Origin of the sequence: Suttonella ornithocola (assembly GCF_001889065.1) — a bacterium.
In the GTDB taxonomy this organism is placed as follows: Bacteria; Pseudomonadota; Gammaproteobacteria; order Cardiobacteriales; family Cardiobacteriaceae; genus Suttonella_A; species Suttonella_A ornithocola.
The window spans coordinates 1-1,427 of record NZ_LWHB01000216.1 but is presented as its reverse complement, the minus strand read 5'-3'; the positions used below and the strand labels follow the sequence as shown (position 1 = coordinate 1,427).

Genomic DNA, 1,427 nt, shown 5'->3' with positions numbered 1-1,427 from the left:
ATTGACGATGGACTGCCTCTACCGCATTGGTGGTATAAATGGGCTTTCTCACCGCCTCAGGATATTTAAAATAGTGACTTAGCAAATGCCACTTATCCCGCCAAAACTTAATCACCGCAGGGTATTTATTACCCCAAAGGTTTTCTAACCTATCAAGCGCCAATTCAGCTGATTCTTTATTGACCGCTTTATATACAGGCTTTAAATCCTGCATGAAAGCTTTTTGCTCACAACTATAGTCAAAGGCTAATAAAAGAGTCATAGAAATTAAATCGCTATTCCAGTAATAGTATGTGTGCTTACTTTATTCATCTATCTTAACACTGTAACTATTTTAGTAGCCTTTCACTATATCTGCTGCTAATTTAACGGTCTTTTTGCTGTAGTCATTATGACGGTTGTTAGTAGGGTTTTGTTTAAGATAGTTTTCTATTTCAGCATTTAAGGCAGCTTCGCTAAGTTGTTTGATTAGTGGGGTTAGTACGCCATCATTACCTGCGATGGGTTTACCTGCTTGAATGGCTTTTAGGGCTTTATTATAGCTGAATGGGTTTAGCTTGCATACAAACTGACGAACCACAGTACGGAAAAACGAGCTAATGCTGTATGTAAGTTAAAGATATTTAGCTATAAAGTCAAGGTTTTGCATATTATCATTCCTTATGTTTTGGGTAGTTTATGAGAATGACATAGAGTTTTGAACGCTACTGAAACTACATACTATATTATTAGTCGCCTAATTTATCAATAAAAGTAGCTAGTCCTGTCGTTCTTTGGGTTGGTGTTTGTGCAATTTCCGCTAGCAACTGCGGAGAGGTATATAAGGTTAATTTGTGTTTTGCTCTTGTTATGCCGGTATAGAGTAATTCTCGTGTTAGACCCTGATTTTGAGACGGATCAAAAGTGAGGGCAATATGTTGATATTCCGATCCCTGTGATTTGTGAATGGTTAGAGCATAAGCTATTTCTAATGCTTGTAAATTAAGTCTGGTTAGCGGAATTGGATTTGTGCGATCAGGAAAGTAAATTCCTAATTCTTTTTCTATCATTAAGCAAATTCCAATATCTCCATTGAAAAGATTATTTGTGTAATCATTTTCACAAAGCATTAAAGGTAATCCATGAAAATAGGGGCTATCAACTGAGTATCCTAAAATACGGCAATGAATATGCTTTAGTTGATTATTTATGGCTTTTGTTCCAAAAGCTTTATGTTTACTAGCACAAAGAATACGATAGTCATCGAAGTATGAAAAAAGTTTATCGGGTTTTTCTGAAATTGTTTGAGATTTTAGTGCATCAAAGTAATTTTGATAGGGCTGTGCTAGTTTTGTATAGAAATCTCTATCAGGAATTTGATAGCTAATATCATCGTGTTGTTTAAATAATTGTTCTAGAGTGTCAATGTTATTAGATTCTGGTGCTAG

1 protein-coding gene and 2 pseudogenes are annotated in these 1,427 nt (G+C 35.2%); all 3 read right to left on the bottom strand.

Annotation, left to right across the window (positions count from 1 at the left end; all coding sequences use genetic code 11):
* Positions 1–235: pseudogene (locus A5N85_RS13065) on the bottom strand (transposase); the annotation flags it as partial.
* 138 nt (positions 236–373) lie between these two features.
* Positions 374–580, bottom strand: a pseudogene (locus A5N85_RS13060) (hypothetical protein); the annotation flags it as partial.
* A gap of 148 nt (positions 581–728) precedes the next feature.
* On the bottom strand, positions 729–1,427 hold a 699-nt coding region (locus A5N85_RS13055; RefSeq protein ID WP_169818680.1), incomplete at its 5' end, for an ATP-binding domain-containing protein.